A 17,021-nucleotide genomic window follows, 5' to 3' on the forward strand; every position below is an offset into this window, starting at 1 on the left:
GGAACGGTTCGTCAATCTACTCTATGAAACAGACGTAAACACTGTACCGCTTAATGCTATTTTTGTAAAGCATCCGATTGACCTTTTCAAACATCCAGTTTGTGTTTACACACATTTTACATTGCGTTTACACTGCTGTGATGCTAGCGCGTTTCATCTAATAGTACAATAAAGGGTAACTATACTGCATGAATTGATGGAGGCCATATGTTGATAGAGAGTCAGAATAAGGATAAAGCCGGGTCAGAACGTTACTTTAATCGGGATTTAAGCTGGATTGAATTTAATCGCCGTGTGCTTCAGGAAGCTCAGGATGCAGATACACCGTTGCTGGAGAGAGCCAAATTTTTGGCGATTGTGTCCAGCAATTTGGATGAGTTTATGGCCGTTCGTGTTGCAGAGACGCGCGAGAAGATCAAGGCCGGTTTTATGCAAAAGGATTTTACGGGATATACCCCCTCCGGTTTGTACAAACGGCTGATCAAGCGTACCGTCTCGATGGTATCCGAACAATATCGGACCTATCGTGATATTTCTCGCCTATTGACGAAAAAAGGGCTTTTACTGCTCGAATATGAAGACTTAAATACGACACAGCGAAAGTCGCTGGATGCATATTTTCATGAAATTATTTTTCCGGTGCTCACGCCGATGGCAGTTGATCAGAGCCGTCCTTTTCCACTGGTTCACAATAAATACGTATATTTAGCGGTCGTGTTGAGACGTCCGGGGGATACAGAGGAGGATAAACCGCTTTTTGCCATTGTGCAGGTGCCTTCCAATATTCCACGTGTTGTTACGGTGCCGCTGCGTTCCAACAGTAAGAAGAAATCATTTATTTTAATTGAAGAACTGATTAAACATCATATACAAACGCTCTTCACCGGATATGTTCCGGAAGCGGTTCATGCCTTTCGTGTTACACGCAACTCCGATTTGTCCATTAATGAAGAAGAGATCGAAGATTTGCTCGAAGAGATTGAAAAAGAGCTGCGTCGAAGACGACGGGGGGCCCCGGTAAGACTGGAAGTGGAGAAAGGGATTCATCCCTATGCCCTGATGGAGCTTCAACGTGAATTCAAGTTGTTCGATCATGTGTTTGAGATGGACGGGCCGTTGGATCTGACGTTTTTGTCGTCTTTTGCCGATCATTTGGAGGGGTATTCGCATCTGAAATTTCCGGCAATCAAACCATTGTATCCCGAAGAACTGCCTCCGCAAGAGGATATTTTCAACGTACTTCGCAAACGGGACGTGCTCGTGTACCATCCGTATGAATCATTCGATGCGGTAACTGATTTTATCATTGAGGCGTCAGAGGACCCGGATGTGATGGCAATCAAAATGACCCTGTACCGTGTCAACGGGGAATCGAAGCTGATTCCGGCATTGGCACGTGCGGCCGAATCGGGCAAGCAGGTGACGGTGGTGGTCGAGCTGAAAGCCCGTTTTGACGAGGAACGTAATATTGCCTGGGCGCGTACGCTTGAAAAAGCAGGTTGTCATGTAGTGTATGGGTTGGTTGGCTTGAAGACGCACGCCAAAATCATTCTTGTCATACGTCATGAGCGCAACGCACTCAAACGATATGTGCATGTAGGTACAGGCAATTATAATGAAAGCACGGCGCGCGTGTATACGGATATCGGATTGTTTACGTCGGATCCGGTACTTGGCGAGGATGCCTCCGAACTGTTTAATGAAATCACGGGATTCTCTGCGCTCAAGACTTTGCAAGCTTTTACGGTGGCTCCAACGGGAATGAAGAACAAGCTGTTTGAACTCATCCGTAGGGAAGCTGAGCAAGCATTGGCAGGTAAGCCCGCCCGGATTATTGCCAAGATCAACTCCTTATCCAATCAGGAGATGATCGATGAACTATATGCGGCTTCCCAGGCAGGTGTGAAGATTGATCTTATCATTAGAGGGGTTTGTTGTTTGCGTCCCGGTGTGGAAGGATTCAGCGAGAACATACGTGTCATCAGTATTGTAGACCGCTTCCTGGAGCATTCCAGATTGTTTTATTTTGAAAATGGAGGGAATTCCGAGTTATTTCTGTCCAGTGCGGATTGGATGACGCGCAATTTGACCCGCCGAATTGAACTGATGTGCCCGATTTATGATGACGGGATCAAAGAAATGCTGGCAGATATTCTGCATTTATCGTTAAGGGATAATGTGAAGGCACGCCAGCTTTTGCCTAATGGCAGCTATCAATTTGTGTCCAGAAACGACAAAGAGGCTCCCATCAGGAGCCAATCTGAAGCGATGAAGGTTAGAAATTGGAAGAAGGTAGAATGGACCACGACAATGTAAGGTTCCACGCCTTTTGGAAATCCTTGGCAACGGCTTCTAGCTCCCGTTGTTCTAATATGGGTTCATTCTTGCTTTCCAGACGAAGATGCAGTGCGTCATCCCCTGCAGTGGGATTGATGCTGGTAATCATTCCGGACTCACTCCGATCCATGCCAATCGCGAGCTGGAGCAGGGAACCTAGCCGATGTACACGTTCCTCATCGGAAGGCTCCAAAATGTCCGCATGTGTGCGTAGCAAACGGGGGGTTCGGTTCTTGGGATGGTAATCCGCGATCAACGCGGCTAGCACCGTTTCCCTATGGGATAGACCGCCAATGCCTGCATGTAAAATCCAGAACACCGAATTCTGGCGGAAATGATAGTAATTCAAGGCAGCTCCCGTTTTGTAAAGAGTTGCTGCGGTCAGTAACAAGCGCTTGTCCATAGCGGCTGAGGTTCCGCTAGCCAATGTGTCATAGAGCCGGACGGCGTACTCGTTAACCCGCTTGACATGCGCTTCGCTAACCGGGACAGCAAACGAAAGGATATTGCGAATGGATGTGATAAGCGGATTAGCTACCACGGGCTGTTCAGCGTTGACCAGCTCATGAAATAGGCCGTCTCGCAGACCCGCCCCACTGACCAAATACGCGGAACCTTGAGCAGCTTCAAATATCGTTTTCAATATAATAAGACCCGGTACAATGATGTCGGCTCTGTCCTTGGACAGGCCGGCTGTTTTTTTGCGTTTTTCATAGGGAAGATGGGGCAGACTGCCATAGAAGTAATCGACATCTTCTGTCGTCATTTCGTAATGGTGTGTCACAGGAAGTGAGTAATCCTGCCGCTTCTGATTAATTTTAGCCAAAGTACGCAGGGTCCCACCTAGCCCGATGAATGGTAGACCCGGATTGGAGAAGATCCAATCATGATTTTGCAGTGAAGAACGGACAAAGCTCTCCATTTCCTCAATTTGCTGAGGAGACCATTCGCCATTCTTGACCTCACGTCCAAAGCGCCAATTCATATTGACCGCGCCAAAGGGGAATGAAATAGTATGCAGTCGCTTTCGATCACGGAACAGCGTAATTTCGGTACTGCCACCCCCGATGTCAATAATGATTCCGTCACTTACATTCATAGTGTTCACTACGCCCAGAAAACCGGCATAGCCTTCTTGCTCTCCGCTCAGTATTTCCAGTGTTAAATTTGTCTCCTCCGCAATCCATTGGACGATTTCGTCCGAATTCGTGGCATTGCGGATAGCTGCTGTTGCTGCTGCACGCATACGGACAACCCCGTGCATATGGCATACCGCCATAAATTGGCGTAACAATGGAGCGATGCTTCGGATCGCCTCCCGTTCCATACGGCCGTTGGCCCCAACCTTTTCGCTCAGTCGGGCAGCTTCTTTGCATTCCTGTACAATTCGATAGGCTCCTGTCTCTGTCATTTCATAGATCACCAGACGTATGGAGTTTGAGCCAATGTCCATGATGCCAATTTTGCTATTCATGAGTTGACCTCCTTGTTGAAAAAACGATTTGCCGGTAATTTCCGCTGCTCCGTGCAAATGGTAGTAGATTATTGTCATTGTACCAGTGATGTCCGGTGCATGCTACCGTTCGCATAATCTTGTCGAAATAGACACATGCCCCGGACAATCATCCAAGAATAGCACATCCCTGTTGAGTATGTATAAGTATACCTGACGGCGAAAGGAGAGGGTTAGATGAGACAACTTGCAAGCAAATGGCTAAAGACGAAGGCGCTGCTCCAACATCCACATACCGCCGTTTATATACCGGAAACCTGTCTATATAGTGAAGATCAATTGCGCATGATGCTGCGGCGGCATGCTTTTGTATTCATAAAACCCGTGAAGGGAGGCGGAGGAATCGGGGTCATGCGGGTGGCAAAGGATCGTAGGGGATACACTTGTACGCATATGGAGCACACGCACCGGTTCAGTCATTTTAGAGCGCTTGTGATCGGAATCAATAAGCTCCGAATCCAACGTCCGTATCTCATTCAGCAAGGCATTCAACTGGCAAGTATTCAAGGTAGACCAGTCGACTATCGAGTCAAAGTCGTGAAGGAAGGGCAGAGATGGGGTTTTCGTGCGGTGGTTGCACGTCATGCTCGTCCCGGACTGGTCATCACAAATCTGTGCAAAGGGGGAACTTTGCTGAAGGGAACAGAGGCGCTTCGGATGATATATCCCCGGCGGCTAGCTACGCGAAAGCGGCGAGAAATCATTGATCTTACACAGCGCTGTATTCCTGTACTGGAAAGAAGATTTCCTGGGATCGGACAACTGGGATTTGATTACGGGCTTGATCAGAATGGACGGGTATGGATTTTAGAGGTAAACACAAGACCTCAATAAATTTATGTTTTCTTTAAAAAATTTCCACTTTAATCTATTAACAAGACGCTAAATATAATATATTTGTATAAACAATAAAAATATTTTTTTTGTATTTAAGCGTCAAAATTCTGTGTATAAATATTGTCCACATTATCCCCTGTCACATATAAGGGTTAACGACACTTACCAACAATTTATACACAGGATTTCCACAATTGACTGTGGATAACAGAACGCTTGTTCCGTTTTTGGTATTTTGATAGAATAGATTTTGAAATAAAAGGAAAGGTTGTGTCGAGGATGGCTATGCTGACGGATGAGATGCTTTTGGATTCCTATCAGATGGCAATCGAGCTTAAACTTGAATGTGACTTCATTGCACTGTTGCTGGCTGAGATTCACAAAAGAAATCTAGAGATGAATACAGCCGTAGTCCTTCATTAGACCGGACAAGCTCTCGTACTGCGACTGTGAAGTCATTCTGGGTTCGAATGACTTTACGGACAATCACTGCAACGAATAGGCACACCGTAAAAAAGGGTATTTCACTCCAAAGATTCAAATTTGGAGTAAAATACCCTTTTTTGTCATAGTCTAAACTAAACTACATTTTCATGTTACTGCTGTGACCGGGAGACAACTTGGCGTCTGGATCTACATAGACCTTGGCGTTGTTGACTGCCGTAGGGGCTTCACCAAAGCCGACCGCAATCAGCTTGAGCTTGCCTGGATAGGTCGTAATGTCCCCTGCGGCGAAAATGCCGGGAATATTCGTTTCCTGGCGAGAATCGACCACGATGGAGTTACTTTCGATTTCAATTCCCCATTCAGCAATCGGACCAAGTGTGGATACAAATCCAAAGTTAACGATCACATCGTCCACTTCGATTTCCTGAGTTTCTTTGGTTTTCACATGAGCAAGAGTGACCTTCGTTATCGTGTCTTCTCCATGCAATTCTGTAATTTCCGTTGGTGTAATAACGTTTACTTTGGAAGCGAGGAGGTTTTCGACACTGTGTTCATGCGCACGGAATTTGTCGCGGCGGTGAATCAATGTAACCTGTTCTGCAATCGGTTCCAGCATGAGCGCCCAGTCTACGGCAGAGTCACCGCCGCCGCTGATTAGCACTTTTCGGCCTGCAAATTTGCTCAGGTCGCTGACAAAGTAATGCAGGTTCGTTTGTTCAAAACGTTCGGCACCTGGCAGTTCCAGTCTGCGCGGCTCAAAAGCACCGACGCCAGCGGTAATGATGACCGCTTTACCATGATACTCGCCACCTTTGTCTGTTTTTACGATGAAGTGACGTTCTTCCTTTTTCTCTAACGATACGACTTTCTCTTCTAGCTGCACCTCTGGATTAAAGTGGTTCATCTGCTGAACCAAATTGTTGACCAGTTCCTGTGCAGTCACTTTAGGAAAGCCAGCGACGTCATAAATATATTTTTCAGGATAAAGAGCTGCAAGCTGGCCGCCCAGTTGGGGCATACTTTCAATTAAGGTGACGGATGCCTGACGCATTCCTCCGTAGAAAGCGGCGAAAATACCGGCTGGACCGCCCCCGATAATAATCAGATCGCGGATTTCCGCACCTGTGGATTGAGCTGTCACTCTAAAAACACCTCCGAAAGGGATAGTATGGATTGTAAATATTGAATCAGCCGCATAGAGGTTCAGATAGCCGCCGAACGCATGATTCACTGTTTATCATTATAAACTGCTGGGTTCCGCTTGCAAAGTTAAAGCTATTAATATTTGATGAAGACTTTGTGTGTGTGTAAATTAACCATTTTGAGAGAAAAGTGTGAATAATTAATGATATGTATATCGGAAGGGGTAGAAGCATGAGCAGTATTCCCAAAATTGTTATTGTGGGCGCCGGGTATGGCGGTATATTGACGGCTCAGCAATTGCAAAAGGAGCTCAAGCACAATGAGGCGGACGTCACACTGATCAACCGTCATGATTACCACTATATTACGACACATCTCCATATGCCTGCGGCAGGTACGGATACGATTGAGCATTCACGGATTCCAATTGCGCAGCTAATAGATGAGTTCAAGGTGGATTTAATCAAAGGAACGGTAAAGGAAATCATACCAAAGGAGAAAAAAATCGTGCTGGAGGATGGGTCGCTGTCCTACGATTATTTGGTCATCGGACTAGGCGGGGAGCCAGAAACATTCGGTATTCCGGGGATGGATAAGTTTGCGCTGACGATTCGCAGTATTAACTCCGTTCGCCTGATTCGTGAGCATATTGAATACCAGCTGGCCTTGTATAAAAATGACGGTAAGCCAGGTCGCCTAAATTTCGTCGTAGGGGGCGCTGGTTTTAGCGGCATTGAGTTCGTAGCGGAGTTGGCGGATCGTCTGCCACAGCTGGCTAGAGCTTACGACATCGATTTTAACCGGATTCAAATCATTAACGTCGAGGCTGCTCCTACAGCGTTACCAGGGTTTGATCCTGAACTGGTGGAGTATGCGATGGATGTCCTTAAGCGTAAAGGAGTTACCTTCCGCATTGGAATCCCGATTAAGGAATGCCTGCAGGATGGTGTAATCGTAGGTGAGGGTGAGAAAATCGAAGCCTGCACGGTGGTCTGGACGGGAGGGATCCGTGGAAACGGATTAATCGAGAAAGCCGGATTTGAAGTGATGCGTGGAAGGGTGAAAATCGACGATTTTCTGCGTGCACCGGGCCACGATGACATTTTCATTATCGGGGACAGCTCCCTGATGTTTAATCCCGAAGGACGCCCATACCCGCCGACCGCCCAAATTGCGATGCAGCAAGGGGTACTTTGTGCGAAGAATCTGGCCGCTACCCTTCGCAAAAAGGAGTTGCACAAATTCGTATTTTCCAACAAAGGTACGGTTGCTTCTCTTGGAAAAGGCGAAGCCGTCGCCGTGGTGGGCAAACGCAAAATAAAAGGTTGGGTGGCCGCACAATTGAAAAAAATTGTGGATCTCCGCTACCTGTTCATCATTGGCGGGATTCCACTGGTGCTGAAAAAAGGGCGGTTTTTCTAAGACAGAAAGGTTTCCATGACTCCTAGACCGGAGCTTGGAGACCTTTTTTTGCGGTGAACAAAAAAAGGTGTCCTTTTACCTGACCATTGGTTTACTTAAGCAAATCGGCGGACTACGCTTTCAAGCGAATGTATGGCAACTCAGTATTCCATTTCTACTGTACACGATTACGTTGAGTTTGTTTGCGATGGCTTTAGGGTGGAATGCGGCGAATCCAGGAAAAGCTTCCCCACGCCTCATACTGATTATACTGCCTTCGTTTTTACTGAGCGGCGCTCAATTGCCAGTGGCTATGGGTGGGAGCTTAAAGTATTTTATTCCCGAGTTGGGAGGCTTTTTGATCTTGCTAAGTGGTTTGTTGCTTCTTATCTTTATTCTGATCGCTTTGGAGAAAAGAAAGCTGGCGAAAAGCGAGGATACACCTATAGTGGTGGAGCCTGTGCTGCAATAATTAGAGATGTCATCCCTTGCTTTATTACCTGGGCAATCAAAAAAATAACGATTTTATCAGGCGCCCGTGAGGGGGCCTTTTCTCTTTTATCATAGCATTGAGGTATATAAAAAAGGATTCCGTAGTCCCGAAAGTGGGAGTTCACGAAATCCTTGGTCTTATCCTGTAAAGGGTTCTGATATTTGCGTCTTACAGCTTCAGCATGTCTTCAAATGATTCTTCGTTCAACACGCTGCCGACATAGAAGGAGCCGAATTCACCATAACGGGCACTGACTTCATCAAAACGCATTTCGTAGATTAGCTTCTTGAATTGAAGTGCATCATCGGAGAACAGGGTTACGCCCCATTCCCAATCGTCGAAGCCGACGGAACCGGAAATGATTTGCTTCACTTTGCCAGCATAGCTGCGTCCAATTAAACCGTGGCTGCGCATCAAGGTGCGGCGCTCGTCCATCGAAAGCATGTACCAGTTGTCGTTTAGATCACGTTTTTTGTTCATTGGATAGAAACAAATATAACGAGCCTTGTTTAATACAGGCTTCAGGCGTGCGACAATTTGCGGATTTTGCATAGGATCTTCATCCTTGCTCAAATAATTACTCAGTTCCACCACACTCACATAAGAGTAGGTTTTAGTTGTATATTTGGCGAAGGTTGTTTTGTTAAAATCATTTTCCAGTTTATTGAGGTCTTCCAGCGTTTCGCGCAGGTGCAGCATGACGAAATCAGCCTTTTGTCCAACTACAGTATAGACGGCCGAGCTGCCCAGACCCGCTTCCTCGGTAACGTTCCATTCCTTCATAAACTCTTGAAGCTCGTCCAGCGCTCCGGCGCGTTCCTCATCGTCTGCGGTTTTCCATGCCGTCCAGTTGATGGACCGGAAATCGTGAAGCGCATACCAGCCTTCCAGTGTGGAGGCTACTTCGTTGGGTGTTGCTGGGGTTTGTTGAGGTTGATGTTGATTCACGATCTACACTCCTTTACGATCTGTAAATGATAATCGGGCTTAGCCGAAATATGTGTACTTCCGTATATCATTCCTGTACCCAATACGTGATGTTTAACCATTATATTGTAGCTCAAATTAAAGCTTTTCACCAATGAAAGAAGTGTGAAGAATTTTATTTTTTCCGTGATGTAGGTCACAAAGTCATAAAATAGTTAGTATTCTCGAAAAAAGGAGAACTCAGACGAATACGGCTGCCAAAAAGGAGGACAATTGCCCTTATTTTGTTGGTCCCACCAGAGGGCAAGTATGATAGAATAGAAAAACATCTTGGAGACCGTTATGTCAGGAAAGGAAGAATGTTGGAATGCGGATGAAAAACCTGCTGCACTATACTGAGAACCACCGCTACTGCGTTTATCGGGAATTTGGCTTGAGCGCACTGGATGAATTGATGCTGGGCAGCGTCTATCAGCCGATGGTAGGCGCATTTGCGGTCAGTCTGTATCGACTGTTGTTCCAGCATGTGCCAGTCGGACAAATCGGTTATTCGCCGTTGGAACAGCAGCGTCGCCTTTTTCTGACACTGGGACTCGAGCCGAGTGAGAAGGGACGCAAGTATTTGATTGAACAGACCTCCAAGCTGGAGGCCGTCGGTCTGTTACAGACGTCCAGGTTGTATGCACCCGAAACGGACGACTATATGTATGAATATGAAATGCAGCCGCCGCTCGCACCTGCCGATTTTTTTAGAACACAGCATCTTACCCTTTTGTTGAGAGACAAAATTGGCAAGTTTGCGGTGCTTTCTCTGAGAGAATCGTTGTGGAGCAGTGAATCTGCGGGGTGGTCGCAATCTTCCTATAATAAAGAGAATATATCTATTCCATTCTATGAGTTATTTGAACTGAACACCCATGTTATAGATTATGAACTGGAGCAGGCGCTTTCCGAGGTGTCCACTAGCCGTCAGACTGGGGCACTAGCGTCAGAGTCGGAGGAAGCGTTGAACTATGCAGACATTATTCTCCGTTTTCCACGTGAATCCGCCAATCGCAAGCACGTGGAGCGTCTTCGGTTTGAGCATGAGCAGTTAGGTATGGTCAATTACGTTGTCCGCAAATTTGACCTCTCTGTACAGGATATCAGCCGCTTGCTGGATGAGGACGGTATTTTTACCGAAGCAGGCGACTTGTTGCTCGACGAGCTACAGCTTCGGGCTAGCCAGCACTCCAGACAGGATCGTAAGCGTCAGGAGGAGCAGCAGGTGCAAGCCGCCAAGGTGGTCGCTTTGCGCCAAAGGGAAACGTCCACACCTGAAGAACCGCCCGCAGAGCAGGCTGTTGAAATGGAATTTTATGTGGAGGTCCCACCACAATTCACAGCCAAGTGTGACATTCACCAATATAATATGATGTTGCGCAACGAGCCTTATCGCCGTTTGCTGCAAACCTTTTTCCCTGGCACGGTTCCCGGTAACCTGCTGGATATATTTGAGAAGATTGATATCAGCTATAAGCTGCCCGGTGAAGTCATCAACGTGCTGATTCATTATTTGATGTCACTGCTTGTATCGGGAAGCGATCAGCGGATTAATCGTAACTTTGTCGAGGCCGTTGCTTCCAACATGCTGCTAAAGCAGGTAAACACTTACGAAAAAGCCGTTCAATATATAAGGGATCAAGCCAAGGTAAAAGGAAAACAGTCCACTGCTTCTCCTTCCGGCGGCCGATCCCGCGCGTATGCCAAAAACAACGGACCCGCCAAGCCATCCATTCCGATCGTACAGGATCAGCCTTCCGAGGAATCCGTATCTGAGGAAGAACTGGATGAACTGCTGCGTCTGGCCGAACGAATGCAATCCGGTAAACAGAAAAAGGTCTAGTGGATTTTAGGTTTTATAAAACTATTAAGCGAAGCCAATTCAATAATGTGTCGACTTTATGGCGGTCAGTAGCGGAGCGGATGGAATCGTTCTGGAGAAGCGATAGCGTTCGCCTTTGCCACCAGATTTTCACCTTTAATTTCTATTACGATAGAAAAAATCTGGTGGCAACAGCGATCATAAGAATGATCCATCCGCGAAGCGTCTCCCCCCATAACTCTGCACATTTTAAGAAAGGAGGAGCGTTCTTGGAATCACTGGGCGATTTGCTACAGCAGATGAAGAACCCTTCGTTTCGCCAGCGCACTCGCAATGTAGCCGATCAGGTTCTAAATGATCCGCTGGTGCAGGAATTTTGCGCTGCGCATCCTGATGTGGACGAAACGCAATTGCGACTCAACATGAGCATGCTCTTTCAGTATGCCCGGGATCGTCGAAATTGCGACAATTGTCCGGGGCTGGAACGGTGTCCTAACGATTTTCAGGGCCACTTTTGCAAGCTGGGCGTGGAATATCCGAATGGAACAGCCGAAATCGTGGACATTCGGACCCCATGCGCGAAGTTGGTTGCTTCCCAACATGAACAACGGGTGCGTCAGCGAATTAAAAGCTTTTATGTGGATGAACGCGCACTTCTGGAGGGATATAATGCCCTTGAAATTGCGCGGAAGGATTCACAGCGTATGCCTGCTGTCACACAGCTATTCCGTTACATTGAAGAAACGAAAAGTCAGGGTCTGTCCAAAAAAGGACTGTATCTGGAAGGCACGTTTGGTACGGGCAAAACCTTCTTAATGGGCTATCTGTTGCATGAGCTGGCCCTGTGGGGTCTGAACGGTGTGATCGTGTATATGCCTGATTTTGTGGAGGACTTAAAGTCCATGATTCAGGATGGTCAGAAGCTGAAGGAAACGACCGAAATGCTCAAAAATTGTGATCTGCTCGTATTTGACGATATTGGTGCCGAAAATTTGAGCCCATGGGTACGGGACCATGTGATGGGCTCCATTTTGAATTACCGAATGAACCGCAAACCGACCTTTTATACTTCCAATTACTCGTTGCAGGGGCTGGAGAAGCATCTCAGCTTTACGAGCAAGGACGGAGAGGAAATGTACAAGGGACAACGATTGATGGACCGGATTCGTCCTTTTGTAGATGTCATTACCGTAAAGGGAAAAAATCAGCGTGGGTAAGCGTTCATCAGTCTGCTATTTCGATATCTTACAATTAAAAAACTATTGTGATATAATTAAAAGGTGTCGAAACAGACATTACAGGTTATAATAATCTTGACTTTTCTATAAAGGAGGAACATACAATGGCAATTGTTAACGTGTCCGATCAATCCTTCAACGCAGAAGTCGAAGGCACAGGAACCGTTTTGGTTGATTTTTGGGCGCCATGGTGCGGTCCTTGCAAAATGATCGCTCCTATTCTGGAGGATCTGTCCACAGAAGTTGGCGACAGCGTCAAAATCGCGAAGGTGAACGTGGATGAAAATCCAGAGTCTGCTTCCCGTTTCGGCGTGATGAGTATTCCTACCCTGATCGTCTTCAAAGACGGACAGCCTGTTGATAAAGTGGTAGGTCTGAACTCCAAAGAAGCGCTGAAAAGCATGCTTACCAAACACCAATAATCATCGCATGTGACCCATGCTCCTGCGGGGGCTTGGTGGAGCGGCCATGAAAGGTCAATGCCTCCGGTTGTAAATACCGGGGGCGTTTTTGTGTACTATTCCTATATATTATAAATAGTTAGTTGAGTAATCATTAAGAATGGAAGGAGGAACCGGGCGAATGAAACCTTATGCGGAGGACTTGCAGAATCAGGAGAAGGCGCTGGAGAACATACGGCACAAATTAGCGTTACTGCCGGATGCATCAGGCTGTTACCTGATGAAGAATAACGAAGGCACTATTATTTATGTCGGCAAGGCCAAAGTGTTGAAAAACCGGGTCCGTTCCTATTTTACAGGTAGCCATAACGGCAAGACGCAGCGACTGGTTTCCGATATCCGTGATTTTGAATATATCGTTACAGGTAGTAATATGGAGGCGCTCATTTTGGAGTGCAACCTCATTAAAAAGTACCAGCCGCGTTATAACGTGCTATTGAAGGATGATAAAACCTTTCCGTATTTGAAAATTACGAACGAGGCACACCCCAAGCTGGAGGTGACCCGTCGCGTTCTGAAAGATAAAGCAAAATATTTTGGACCGTACCCCAATTCCTACGCGGCACATCAGACGAAGAAGCTGCTGGATCGTATGTATCCGTTACGCAAGTGTGGTGTAATGCCCAAGGAAGTGTGTCTGTATTATCACATGCATCAATGTTTGGGGCCTTGTGTGAAAGAGGTCGAGAAGGAAACGTATGACCAGATTGGTCAGGAGATTGGGTCCTTTTTAAGCGGGGGACATGAGGAAATTAAAAAGGATCTTCAGCGTAAAATGCAGGAGGCCGCAGAGGAATTGTACTTTGAGCGGGCCAAGGAGCTGCGAGATCAGATTATCAGCATCGACGCGATGATGGAAAAGCAGAAAATCACCACATCGGATGCGAAGGATCGAGATGTATTCGGTTTTTCAGTAGATAAGGGCTGGATGTGTGTACAGATCCTATATGTCCGCAAAGGTAAAATGATCGAGCGTCATATGTCGACTTTTCCTTTCTACGGTGAGGCTTACAGTGATTTTATGTCCTATGTGACGCAATATTATAGTGACAACCCGGCAGTGCCACAGGAAATATTGCTGCCGGATTCTCCTAAGCTGATGCAGGCAGAACAGGTCAATGTCGATCAATCGGTTGCGGCAGAAACTGTACTCCACAGTGCAGCTACAACCGATGCTACCGGACAGACAGATGAGAAAGCGATACAAACGGAGACAGAGCATTCTGCTGACTCATTGCTGGTGGTTGAAGAACGGGCAACTTATGCAGCAGCAACAAATCAAGATCAAGTTGGTGACCAAGATACCGGAGTAAAGGAAACAGAAAGCCAACTATCCGGTGGACTGGAGGACCCGAGTACGGCGGCCCTCGCTCTGGCTGAATGGTTGGATGTAAAGGTACTTGTACCGCAGCGTGGACTGAAAAAGCAAATGACAGGCATGGCGACGGAAAATGCACGTGTTGCTTTGGATGAGAAGTTTAAGCTGATCGAGCGGGATGAGGAACGGACATCCAAAGCTGCAAGCAATCTCGGACGTGCCATTGGGCTGGATAGCTTGCACCGGGTGGAGGCGTTTGATAACTCCAACATCCAGGGTTCCGATCCAGTCTCAGCCATGATCGTGTTTATTGATGGCAAGCCTGCCAAGAAGGAGTATCGAAAATATAAGATCCGTTCTGTGCAGGGACCCGATGATTATGAAACGATGCGTGAGGTTATCCGACGTAGATATGAACGTGTGCTTAAGGAAAATTTGGAACGTCCCGACTTGATCGTTGTCGATGGTGGACGTGGACAGATTAAGGCGGCGACCGATGTATTGCAAAATGAGCTGGGTTTGTTCATTCCTGTGTGTGGTCTGGTGAAGGATGCCAAACATAGAACTTCCCAACTATTAGTGGGAGAATCCTCTGAGGCCGTGACACTTGCACGCAATAGCGAAGAATTTTATTTGCTGCAACGGATTCAGGACGAGGTTCACCGTTTTGCTATTACGTTCCACCGCGAGCAACGCGGCAAATCTATGGTAACTTCCCGGCTGGACTCTATTCCCGGAATCGGCGAGAAACGGCGTAAGTTGCTGCTTAAGCATTTTGGATCGCTCAAAAAAATAAGAGAGGCCAGCGTCGAAGACTTCCGGCCTCTCTCTATTGGGGATAAGCTTGCGCGTCAGATTATAGCTGCCCTTCGGGAGGAGGAGTCGTAGAATACGGCTCCTCTTTTTTTACAGGTTCAAACATAATTCGATTTGGCTTTTTAGGACTAAACCAGTAAATGATGTAACCCACAATGGCTGGAAGTAAGATCCAGAATAGACCAGCGCTCAAATTCACGGTGTCACCTAGACTCATCACACTAAGCCCCATTAGAATGCTGTCAAAAATAACGTGGCTGAACATGGCGGCAATAAAGCCGTAACGCAGGAACACAAAACTGAACAGCAATCCAAGAAAAGTCAGCTCAATAGGTCTGGAAATCACCGGATAGATCGGATAAAGCGTATGTCCCAGTGCCCAAATAAGCGTGGTGATCAGACAGGCAACAAAAGTATTTCTTACTATTTTTTTTACCATCGGAATACCAAACAGGCGGTAGACAGTCTCTTCTCCAATACCTGCCATCCAGGCCATAATCGGCAGTAGCCATGGATAAGCCATATTGTAAGGGGATTGTGTGGCATCTGTTGTGGAGAACGTATTAAATGTGCGCTCCAGAACAAAGAACAAAATGGATTGTACCCCGAGTAAGATAAAGGCCCACAAGTAGCCAACATACATACTGCGAAGCACATACAGCCCGTATCCCGGCTCTTTCGCACGTGGCCATGCATTCAGTCCAACCTGACGCATAAGCCCGTCACCGCCGACCAAGGAGAAGTAGAGAGCTACAGCCATGACGAAGGTAATGCCAACCTGGAAAACCATAAGAAATATAAGCATGCCCTGACTGCCTGCTTCTGCTTGCAATAAAGGTAGCATGTTCATTGTCCCTGCTATACTAGCAACAAAGTATACAACGGACAGAACAATGCCGCGTACAAATGAAGTATGTCGTCGGGTGAGTGACGCATACACAATGGCAAGTACACCCAGTACTAAGCTAAATAGGCCATAACCCGCATAGGTCATCCAATTCGCCCAGAATGTTTGCTTTTCGACATAATCGGTATAGGACGACGGGGCCGAAAAGCTTTGGGTGAACGAGCGAACATTCCCGTCTTCAAAAGTAAAAGCCAGTGTAAGTACCGAGGCGCCGATTTTTTTATCGTCCACGGTATACTTTAATCCACCTTCTCCTTCAGTGGTCGCGAGCTTTAAGTCCGACGGCTTGAAGCCAAAGCGTTTGACCCATACTGCTGCCGCCTGCTCCTTGGCTTCGAGCGTCATGCCGTCCTCAGCCACACGTACAAGCCTGTTACGTGCTTGTTCATCCGTAGAAATATCAGCCTGTGTGTAATTGGTGCTGGAGGTGATCCGTTTAAAGCTAACGACTTTCCCTGTGGATAAATCCACATGAATTTGCAGTTTGCTCTTTGCAGAGGGTTCAGGCAGATCGACCCGAAAGGTTTCGTAAGGGTAACTTTTTTTCCATGTACGGTCGTACTGTTGAAGCAGTTTTTCTCTGGATAAATAACCGTACAAATCTGTTTCGGCCTGATAGGTCACGACGGGCTTTTCTGGCTGTGATTCAGTATAGCCCAGCTCGGAGCGGGCAAAGTCCAACGCGTGTATGACCGCTTCTTGTTTGCTGATGACCTTTGCGTTCATCAATGATTCCGGATTCGGATTGCTAAGCGAGGGAATAAGCAATTGAAAGATAAAAAAGCAAATCAGGCCAATCCCGCCCAGCAAGCCTAATTTTTTGAAGTTGGCCGTGAGCACGACCGGTTTCCCGATAGGATTCATGAGTTTCCTCCTTAATCTGTAAATAAGAACATCCATTAAAGATATCATACTGCACAGGTTCCCGCCAACAGACCTGCGATATTCATGAAAATGGAGTGAAAGCACTTTAAAGTTCCAATAAAATAAGATAAGCTGTGATTAAACGACGTCCATTCGTAAAATAAAGCCAATTTCACGTTTTTTCGACGAAATCGGTTTTGTGATCTAGATATAGAAGGATTATAATCTTGAGGCAATGCCTATGAAATACAATAGGTAATGATATACATTTGAGCCGAATTTCTATGAGAAAACGGGGGAACCATGTTACTGGGGTGAATTTTACAGCCGGTCCTTAGACCGGAAGTGTAAATAGGGCATACTGTGCTGCCCGAATCCGTCAGCTAACCTCGTAGGCTGTGAGCAGGAACCAAGTCAGGCACTCGGTTTTCCGGTGTCTTTTTTTGTGCGAATAA

Annotated in this window: 12 protein-coding genes, 1 pseudogene and 1 riboswitch; of the genes and pseudogenes, 9 read left to right on the forward strand and 4 right to left on the reverse strand. The window is 46.7% G+C overall.

All coding sequences use genetic code 11. The annotated features are described in order from the left end of the window. Positions 1-207: 207 nt before the first annotated feature. On the forward strand, positions 208-2,316 hold the full coding sequence (gene ppk1, locus AC6EJC_RS06805; protein ID WP_025724043.1) for a polyphosphate kinase 1: 2,109 nt from the start codon (positions 208-210) through the stop codon (positions 2,314-2,316). Here the strand turns inward: ppk1 and AC6EJC_RS06810 are convergent. Continuing rightward, a complete protein-coding gene (locus AC6EJC_RS06810) occupies positions 2,276-3,811 on the reverse strand; it encodes a Ppx/GppA phosphatase family protein (protein ID WP_444953294.1) in 1,536 nt (511 codons plus the stop codon). The genes ppk1 and AC6EJC_RS06810 overlap by 41 nt on opposite strands. Positions 3,812-4,027: 216 nt before the next feature. Between AC6EJC_RS06810 and AC6EJC_RS06815 the strand changes: the two genes are divergently transcribed. Beyond that, entirely contained in the window at positions 4,028-4,684 is a 657-nt protein-coding gene (locus AC6EJC_RS06815) for a YheC/YheD family protein (protein ID WP_444953295.1), read from the forward strand. A 282-nt stretch (positions 4,685-4,966) separates the two neighbouring features. Next, positions 4,967-5,110, forward strand: coding sequence for a sporulation histidine kinase inhibitor Sda (locus tag AC6EJC_RS06820; protein ID WP_007431918.1), 144 nt, complete (start codon positions 4,967-4,969; stop codon positions 5,108-5,110). Between the two features lie 160 nt (positions 5,111-5,270). Here the strand turns inward: AC6EJC_RS06820 and AC6EJC_RS06825 are convergent, their stop codons facing one another. After that, complete coding sequence (locus tag AC6EJC_RS06825) at positions 5,271-6,275, reverse strand: NAD(P)/FAD-dependent oxidoreductase (RefSeq protein WP_444953296.1); 1,005 nt, start codon at positions 6,273-6,275, stop codon at positions 5,271-5,273. Between the two features lie 233 nt (positions 6,276-6,508). On the opposite strand from AC6EJC_RS06825, the gene AC6EJC_RS06830 reads away from it, so the two are divergent. Further along, positions 6,509-7,699 carry an NAD(P)/FAD-dependent oxidoreductase gene (locus AC6EJC_RS06830; RefSeq protein ID WP_444953297.1) on the forward strand — a complete coding sequence of 397 codons (1,191 nt, stop codon included), beginning with the start codon at positions 6,509-6,511 and terminating at the stop codon, positions 7,697-7,699. A 67-nt stretch (positions 7,700-7,766) separates the two neighbouring features. Further along, positions 7,767-8,150, forward strand: a pseudogene (locus AC6EJC_RS06835) (ABC transporter permease); the annotation flags it as partial. A 189-nt stretch (positions 8,151-8,339) separates the two neighbouring features. On the opposite strand, the gene hemQ reads toward AC6EJC_RS06835, so the two are convergent. Beyond that, positions 8,340-9,119: a hydrogen peroxide-dependent heme synthase gene (gene hemQ, locus AC6EJC_RS06840; RefSeq protein ID WP_444953298.1), complete on the reverse strand. Its 780-nt coding sequence runs from the start codon at positions 9,117-9,119 to the stop codon at positions 8,340-8,342. 346 nt (positions 9,120-9,465) lie between these two features. Between hemQ and AC6EJC_RS06845 the strand changes: the two genes are divergently transcribed. From AC6EJC_RS06845 to uvrC, 4 genes are all read left to right on the forward strand, one after another. After that, positions 9,466-10,983 (forward strand): replication initiation and membrane attachment family protein, encoded by a 1,518-nt coding sequence (locus AC6EJC_RS06845; RefSeq protein WP_444953299.1) that lies wholly within the window; start codon positions 9,466-9,468, stop codon positions 10,981-10,983. A 248-nt stretch (positions 10,984-11,231) separates the two neighbouring features. After that, the gene (dnaI, locus tag AC6EJC_RS06850; protein ID WP_444953300.1) at positions 11,232-12,179 is read left to right on the forward strand and encodes a primosomal protein DnaI; all 948 of its coding nucleotides are present in this window, start codon (positions 11,232-11,234) and stop codon (positions 12,177-12,179) included. A gap of 125 nt (positions 12,180-12,304) precedes the next feature. Continuing rightward, complete coding sequence (gene trxA, locus AC6EJC_RS06855; RefSeq protein ID WP_010347861.1) at positions 12,305-12,622, forward strand: thioredoxin; 318 nt, start codon at positions 12,305-12,307, stop codon at positions 12,620-12,622. A gap of 160 nt (positions 12,623-12,782) precedes the next feature. After that, the gene (uvrC, locus tag AC6EJC_RS06860) at positions 12,783-14,867 is read left to right on the forward strand and encodes an excinuclease ABC subunit UvrC (protein WP_444953301.1); all 2,085 of its coding nucleotides are present in this window, start codon (positions 12,783-12,785) and stop codon (positions 14,865-14,867) included. Here uvrC and AC6EJC_RS06865 read toward each other — a convergent pair. Next, entirely contained in the window at positions 14,836-16,566 is a 1,731-nt protein-coding gene (locus tag AC6EJC_RS06865; RefSeq protein WP_444953302.1) for a CPBP family intramembrane glutamic endopeptidase, read from the reverse strand. The two genes, uvrC and AC6EJC_RS06865, sit on opposite strands and share 32 nt — an antisense overlap. Before the next feature lie 262 nt (positions 16,567-16,828). Beyond that, positions 16,829-16,979, forward strand: a riboswitch (cyclic di-AMP (ydaO/yuaA leader). Positions 16,980-17,021 lie beyond the last annotated feature (42 nt).

It is taken from the genome of Paenibacillus sp. TY11 (assembly GCF_059772165.1).

Excerpts from the sequence above, each read along its gene's own strand:
- trxA (WP_010347861.1), top strand. The coding sequence starts at position 12,305 with ATGGCAATTGTTAACGTGTCCGATCAATCCTTCAACGCAGAAGTCGAA.
- AC6EJC_RS06810 (WP_444953294.1), bottom strand. The coding sequence starts at position 3,811 with ATGAATAGCAAAATTGGCATCATGGACATTGGCTCAAACTCCATACGT.
- AC6EJC_RS06815 (WP_444953295.1), top strand. The coding sequence starts at position 4,028 with ATGAGACAACTTGCAAGCAAATGGCTAAAGACGAAGGCGCTGCTCCAA.
- ppk1 (WP_025724043.1), top strand. The coding sequence starts at position 208 with ATGTTGATAGAGAGTCAGAATAAGGATAAAGCCGGGTCAGAACGTTAC.
- uvrC (WP_444953301.1), top strand. The coding sequence starts at position 12,783 with ATGAAACCTTATGCGGAGGACTTGCAGAATCAGGAGAAGGCGCTGGAG.
- AC6EJC_RS06830 (WP_444953297.1), top strand. The coding sequence starts at position 6,509 with ATGAGCAGTATTCCCAAAATTGTTATTGTGGGCGCCGGGTATGGCGGT.
- AC6EJC_RS06845 (WP_444953299.1), top strand. The coding sequence starts at position 9,466 with ATGCGGATGAAAAACCTGCTGCACTATACTGAGAACCACCGCTACTGC.
- AC6EJC_RS06820 (WP_007431918.1), top strand. The coding sequence starts at position 4,967 with ATGGCTATGCTGACGGATGAGATGCTTTTGGATTCCTATCAGATGGCA.
- AC6EJC_RS06865 (WP_444953302.1), bottom strand. The coding sequence starts at position 16,566 with ATGAATCCTATCGGGAAACCGGTCGTGCTCACGGCCAACTTCAAAAAA.